Genomic DNA, 5,754 nt, shown 5'->3' on the forward strand with positions numbered 1-5,754 from the left:
AGCGGCGGCCAGCCCACGCTCCAGCCCACCGCCAGGGGCCAGAGCAGCGCCCCCAGGGGCAGCAGCACCAGACCGGGCAGCAACGGCAGCAGGGTGCCGGGCAGGGCCGCCAGCTGAATCAGGAATGCCAGCCACCAGAGCAGGTCGGTGCGGGCCGTGGCGCTCAGCGCCGGCAGGGCGATCGCGGCCTGGGCCATCAACCCTCCTCCAGAACCCGCCGCCGGGCCACCCGGAACTTGGCGGAGCGGCTGCGGGGATTGGCCTCCTGCTCCGCTGCGCTGGCGACCAGGGGCTTGCGGGTGATCCGCTCCAGCCGTTCATCGGCGAGGAAGGCGGTCTTGACCCGCCGGTCTTCGAGCGAATGGAAACTGATCACACCCAGCAGTCCGCCGGGCAGCAGCCAGTCGGGGGCGCGCTGCAGCAGGCGATCCAGCACGGCGAGTTCGTTGTTCACGGCGATGCGCAGGGCCTGGAAGCTGCGGGTGGCGGGATGGATGCGGCCGCGCCGCGCCTTGGGCGGGTAGCAGCCGGCGATTGCGTAGGCCAGGGCGGCTGTACCCCTACCCTCCGCTCCTGTGGGATCACTCCAGGGGCGCAGCTCCACCAGTTTGCGGGCGATGCGGCGCGATAGCCGCTCTTCGCCATAGGCATACAGCAGATCGGCCAGCTCGGTTTCCGAGAGCCGATCGAGCAGCGCGGCGGCCGGCTCGCCGGCAGCGGGATTCATTCGCATGTCGATCGGGCCATCGACGCGGAAGCTGAACCCTCGTTCCGCCACGTCCAGCTGGGGGCTGCTCACCCCCAGGTCGGCCAGCACCAGGGCGGCGGGCTCGGGGGGCAGGAAATCGGCGAAGTTCGTGGCCACGATCCGCACCCGATCGCCGTAGGGGTCCAGGCGCTGGGCGGCGGCGGCGCGGGCGGTGGGGTCCTGGTCGAGACCGATGAGGCGCAGGCCGGGATGGGCCTCCAGCAGCAGGGCGCTGTGGCCGCCGCCGCCAAGGGTGCAGTCGATCAGCAGGCCGCCCTGCGGGCCCGCCGCCGCGGGGGGGAGCACCGCGAAGCTGGCGAGCACCGCTTCCGCCAGCACCGGCACGTGATCGAAGGCCTGTGCCAGAAGAGGCCATGCAGCGGGCTCTCCCTTCCTAAGATCCCGCCATTCGATCCGCAGCCCACGGCCCCATGACGCAGCTGGAGACGCGCACGGAGCCGATGGTGGTCAACTTCGGGCCCCATCACCCCTCCATGCATGGGGTGCTGCGGCTGGTCGTGACCCTCGATGGCGAAGACGTGGTGGACTGCGAGCCGGTGATCGGCTACCTCCATCGCGGCATGGAGAAGATCGCCGAGAACCGCACGAACGTGATGTTCGTGCCCTACGTAAGCCGCATGGACTATGCGGCCGGCATGTTCTACGAGGCGATCGTGGTGAATGCGCCCGAGCGTCTGGCCAACGTGCCGGTGCCGAAGCGGGCCAGCTACATCCGCGTGCTGATGCTGGAACTCAACCGCATCGCCAACCACCTGCTCTGGCTCGGCCCCTTCCTGGCGGACGTGGGCGCCCAGACGCCGTTCTTCTACATCTTCCGCGAACGGGAGATGATCTACGACCTCTGGGAAGCGGCCACCGGCCAGCGGCTGATCAACAACAACTATTTCCGCATCGGCGGTGTGGCTGCCGACCTGCCCTGGGGCTGGCTGGAGAAGTGCCTCGATTTCTGCGATTGGTTCGGCCCCAAGATCGATGAATACGAGAAGCTGATCACCAACAACCCCATCTTCCGCCGCCGCATCGAGGGGCTCGGCACCATCGAGCGGGAGCAGGCGATCAACTGGAGCCTTTCGGGCCCGATGCTGCGGGCCTCCGGCGTGCCCTGGGACCTGCGCAAGGTCGATCACTACGAGTGCTACGACGACTTCGACTGGAGCGTGGCCTGGGCCAGCGAAGGTGATTGCTACGCCCGGTACCGGGTGCGGGTGGAGGAGATGCGCCAGTCGCTGAAGATCCTGCGCCAGGCCTGCCAGATGATCCCCGGCGGCCCCACCGAGAACCTGGAAGCCCGGCGCATGGCCGAGGGCAAGAAGAGCGAGTGGTATGGCTTCGATTACCAGTACGTGGCCAAGAAAGTGGCTCCCACCTTCAAGATTCCTTCGGGCGAGCTGTATACACGCCTCGAATCCGGCAAAGGGGAAATCGGTGTGTTCATCCAGGGCAACGACGACGTCACCCCCTGGCGCTTCAAGATTCGCGCCGCCGATTCCAACAACCTCCAGATCCTGCCCCACCTGCTCAAGGGCAACAAGGTGGCCGACATCATGGCGATCCTTGGCTCGATCGACGTGATCATGGGCTCGGTGGACCGCTGAGCCGCGCAGCAACCCGACCTCGATCCACGCGCCAGCGCTGGCTGCAGCGGCTGCGGCAGTCTGGCTTCCTCCTGCCTGCTGCTCTCACCGGTTACCTGGGGCTCAAGGGTTGGCTGGGCCATGGCCTCCTGCCCGGCTGGTCGTGTCCGTTGCGGGCGCTCACCGGTATTCCCTGCCCCACCTGTTTCCTCACCCGGGCTGTCTGCTCCAGCCTCCAGGGCCAGATCCGTGAGGCGATGGACTGGCATGCCTTCGGACCTGCGGCGGCCGTGGCTCTGCTGGTCTGGTCGGTGGCCTCGATCCGCAGCCGGCGGCTGGTGCCACCCCAGCTGAAAGGGAGCCATCTGGTGGTGATCAGTGTGGCGCTGGTTCTCTATTGGGGGGTGCGCATGACCCTGCAGTACGGACTGGGGCTGCCGGCCTTCCCGACGGGCTGAGGGTTCCGCAGCAGGACAGGCCAGGAGTGACCAGATTCAGATCAAACGACAGGATTCAGATCAGAAGGACGACAAGATCAGAAGACAAGATTCAGATCAGAAGGCAAGATCTGATCAGCAGATCAGAGGCCCAGCAGAGCGGCCCTGATCGGAGCCGGGATCAGGAGATCACGCCCTGGTGATACGCGGAGTTCTGGATGTAGAAGTTTCCCACCGGTATCGCCACCAGCGCCGCCAGGCCGCAGGTGCAGATCGACACCACCAGCACCACCGTTCCCACCAGCGCCTGCACCCCCACAAAGGCCATGCCATGGGGTGAGCGGAACACGGCCTGGAAGGAACTGGCAAAAGCGTCCAGCACCCCCTGATCGGTGGCGAAGATGCGGTTCACATACACCGGCGCCACCAGCAGCACCGCAAAGCCGGGCAGCAGGCAGAGCAACAGGCCGACGCAGGTGACCAGCGCGAAGAAGAGGCCCGCCAGCAGATAGCGCATCGGTCGATCCTGCAGGATCCGCAGGGCCTCGGACACGGTGATGGTGGTGCCCGTTTCGTAGTGCAGGGCCGGCACCGCCACCAGCAGTACCCCCACCAGGCTGGAGAGGATGGCAAAGGGCACCTGACCCAGCTGGCCGAGCAGCAGGGCCATCTGGGCAGCCGCGCCGGTGGGATCGAGGGCTCCCTGGGTGAGTGCCGCCGGATCAGCGCCGCCCAGGCTCACGCCCAGCAAGGCAAACACCAGGGACACCCCGCCGCCCACCGCCGTGATCGCCATGGTGATCAGCCAGATCACCAGCAGGGTGGGGAGATGGGCCACGAAGGCCTCCCAGGCCCGATTCAGGCTGGGCGGCTCGTAGGCGAACGCAGCGGCCATACCAGCGGGGCGAAGATGGCCGGAATGTAATGGGGCCACCAAAGCCGCACAAGGGAGACCCGGGGACAGGATCGATGGCATCGAGCCACTGGCTGCAGATCGATCGCACCGTGCGCTTCGGCGACACCGATGCCGCCGGGGTGATGCACTTTCACCAGCTGCTGCGTTGGTGCCATGAGGCCTATGAGGAGAGCCTGGCGCGCTACGGCATCAGCGCCGAGGAGATCTTCCCGCGTCCTGGCCAGCCGCTCGCCGTGGCGTTGCCGATTGTGCATTGCAGCGCCGATTACCGCCACCCGCTGGTTTGCGGCGATCAGCTCAGGGTGTGGCTGCAACCGGAACGCCTCGATCCCGGCAGCTTCGAGGTGCGCTACAGCTTGCGCTGCGACGGCCACGACGTCGCCACTGGCCTGACGCGCCATGTGGCCATCACGGTGGAGACCCGAAGGCGCTGCCCTCTGCCGCTGGCGATCCAGCGCTGGTTGGAGGCCTCCAACCTCAGCGCTGCCGGCTGAGGCCCCATAGCAGGGCCGCGAGCTGGAGGGGGAGCAGGCTGGCCATCCAGGCCAGAGGGTGGAGCCCCTGATCTGGGATGGCGTTGAAGGCGGCGAGGCTGATCAGGCTGGCCAGCACCAACAGCAGCAGCGGCATTCGGCGCAGGGCCATGGGGAAGACGGTCGATGCCGGGGAGCCGGAACGCGGTGCTGAACCTTGTGAGACCCCGGGCGATGCAGGGTTGGCAAGGGGAAGACCCAACGGCATCAGAACCATTCCCGCTTGGCGTCGAGATAGGTGGCTTTGAACTCCTCAGGTGTTTTGGAGAGATAGATAATCCCTTCAACCAGGCCGATCACACCCATCACGAAGCCGCCGAATCCGCACGTCACAACCGTGACAACGGCCATGATGATGCCGGCGTTCGTATAGCCCAGTACGAACTTGTGGATCCCAAAGGCACCCAGGAAGATCCCAAGCAGGCCGGCGGCGAGCTTTTTGTTGCTCACTTCCGGATCAACGCCGTTCATGTCTTGAGGGCCTGGGTCAAGGGTTTTGTAGCGAGGCGAGCCACTGCTGCCAACGCCCCCGTTGCCATTTGCCAGTAGCGGTGGGTGCCAGATCGGGGCAGAGCAACCAGCGGCGCGGCCGTTCAGCGGCCCGCCAGCCGGCCGTGAGTGCCGGCAGCGCCTGCTGCAGCGACTCCCAGTCGTCAGGCGAGTGACCGCGCACCAGCGCCACCAGCCGCTGCCCCCAGGGGGGCTCCTCCACGCCGAGCAGCAACACCTCCTGCAGGGGCAGCGCTGCGGCCAGCTGCCGCAGCCGCTCCTCCAGCTGCTCGGGAAACACGGTCTCACCGCCGCTGCTGATGGCGCCATCCAGACGGCCCTGGATGTGCAGGCCCTGGAGTGTCAGCACCCCACCATCCCCACTGGTCCACCAGCCGTCCGGGGTGCGGGGCAGCGGCTGCAGCAAGCCCTGCGCCAGCCAGCCGGGACTGAGCCGTGCGGTGCGCAGCTGCACGGCGCCGGTCTGGGGCTCCAGCCGCAGTTCCACATCCTCGAGTGGGAAGCCGCAACCAGGCTGGGCCGGATCGCCTGCTAGAAACTGCTGCGGCGCCAAGGCGCAGACCATGGCGGCGGTTTCCGTGGCGCCGTAGCAGGGGGCCAGCGGCAGCTCCCAGTGCCGGGCCCTGCGGGCCAGGTCCTGCGGCAGGGCCGCACCACCCACCCAGATCACGGCACAGCCACGCAGCCAGGCCACGGCAGTCGGATGCTCCAGCAGCCGCGCCAGCTGGGTGGGCACCAGCGAGAGCAGCACCGGCCGATCGCCAGGGTGCGGCAGGGCATCGGACAAGTGCTGGGGCTGGCGCAGCAGGGTCGCTGGTAGCCACCGGTGGCTCTCCGCCCAGGGATGCGGCCGCGTCCGCTGCTGTGCCCACTGCTGAGCCCGCAGCAGCGGCAGCAGACCGCTGACGTGATGCAGCGGCAGGGGATTGAGGTGCAGACAACGGGCCGGATCGATCTCCAGTTGCTCCAGCCAGTGCGCCGTGGCCGCAGCCGAGGCCTGAAGGTGGGCCAGGGG

At 67.6% G+C, this 5,754-nt stretch carries 8 protein-coding genes and 1 pseudogene; 3 read left to right on the forward strand and 6 right to left on the reverse strand.

What is annotated here, in order from left to right; all coding sequences use genetic code 11:
• Together VB716_RS01760 and rsmH are read right to left on the reverse strand one after the other, a co-directional pair.
• A pseudogene (locus VB716_RS01760) lies at positions 1-197 on the reverse strand (hypothetical protein); the annotation flags it as partial.
• On the reverse strand, positions 197-1,114 hold the full coding sequence (rsmH, locus tag VB716_RS01765) for a 16S rRNA (cytosine(1402)-N(4))-methyltransferase RsmH (RefSeq protein WP_197171957.1): 918 nt from the start codon (positions 1,112-1,114) through the stop codon (positions 197-199). The pseudogene VB716_RS01760 and the gene rsmH, both read right to left, overlap by 1 nt.
• Positions 1,115-1,179: 65 nt before the next feature.
• On the opposite strand from rsmH, the gene VB716_RS01770 reads away from it, so the two are divergent.
• Both VB716_RS01770 and VB716_RS01775 read left to right on the forward strand, forming a co-directional pair.
• Complete coding sequence (locus VB716_RS01770) at positions 1,180-2,364, forward strand: NAD(P)H-quinone oxidoreductase subunit H (RefSeq protein ID WP_197158534.1); 1,185 nt, start codon at positions 1,180-1,182, stop codon at positions 2,362-2,364.
• Between the two features lie 149 nt (positions 2,365-2,513).
• Positions 2,514-2,801: a DUF2752 domain-containing protein gene (locus VB716_RS01775; RefSeq protein WP_231598054.1), complete on the forward strand. Its 288-nt coding sequence runs from the start codon at positions 2,514-2,516 to the stop codon at positions 2,799-2,801.
• 160 nt (positions 2,802-2,961) lie between these two features.
• On the opposite strand, the gene VB716_RS01780 is transcribed toward VB716_RS01775, so the two are convergent.
• Positions 2,962-3,675, reverse strand: coding sequence for a hypothetical protein (locus tag VB716_RS01780; protein WP_322758225.1), 714 nt, complete (start codon positions 3,673-3,675; stop codon positions 2,962-2,964).
• A gap of 74 nt (positions 3,676-3,749) precedes the next feature.
• On the opposite strand from VB716_RS01780, the gene VB716_RS01785 reads away from it, so the two are divergent.
• Positions 3,750-4,190, forward strand: coding sequence for a thioesterase family protein (locus VB716_RS01785; protein WP_323269570.1), 441 nt, complete (start codon positions 3,750-3,752; stop codon positions 4,188-4,190).
• On the opposite strand, the gene VB716_RS01790 is transcribed toward VB716_RS01785, so the two are convergent.
• From VB716_RS01790 to VB716_RS01800, 3 genes are all read right to left on the reverse strand, one after another.
• Positions 4,174-4,341, reverse strand: a complete 168-nt coding sequence (locus VB716_RS01790; RefSeq protein WP_197158537.1) for a hypothetical protein — start codon at positions 4,339-4,341, stop codon at positions 4,174-4,176. The genes VB716_RS01785 and VB716_RS01790 overlap by 17 nt on opposite strands.
• A gap of 95 nt (positions 4,342-4,436) precedes the next feature.
• A complete protein-coding gene (locus tag VB716_RS01795) occupies positions 4,437-4,700 on the reverse strand; it encodes a TM2 domain-containing protein (protein ID WP_197158538.1) in 264 nt (87 codons plus the stop codon).
• Between the two features lie 16 nt (positions 4,701-4,716).
• A partial coding sequence (locus tag VB716_RS01800; protein WP_323269571.1) for an AMP-binding protein occupies positions 4,717-5,754 on the reverse strand: 1,038 nt, incomplete at its 5' end.

Source organism: Synechococcus sp. CCY9201, from assembly GCF_034931105.1.
GTDB lineage: Bacteria > Cyanobacteriota > Cyanobacteriia > PCC-6307 > Cyanobiaceae > CBW1002.

Coding starts and splice junctions, on each gene's coding strand:
- VB716_RS01770 (WP_197158534.1), top strand. CDS start 1,180: ATGACGCAGCTGGAGACGCGCACGGAGCCGATGGTGGTCAACTTCGGG.
- VB716_RS01780 (WP_322758225.1), bottom strand. CDS start 3,675: ATGGCCGCTGCGTTCGCCTACGAGCCGCCCAGCCTGAATCGGGCCTGG.
- VB716_RS01785 (WP_323269570.1), top strand. CDS start 3,750: ATGGCATCGAGCCACTGGCTGCAGATCGATCGCACCGTGCGCTTCGGC.
- VB716_RS01790 (WP_197158537.1), bottom strand. CDS start 4,341: ATGGCCCTGCGCCGAATGCCGCTGCTGCTGTTGGTGCTGGCCAGCCTG.
- VB716_RS01795 (WP_197158538.1), bottom strand. CDS start 4,700: ATGAACGGCGTTGATCCGGAAGTGAGCAACAAAAAGCTCGCCGCCGGC.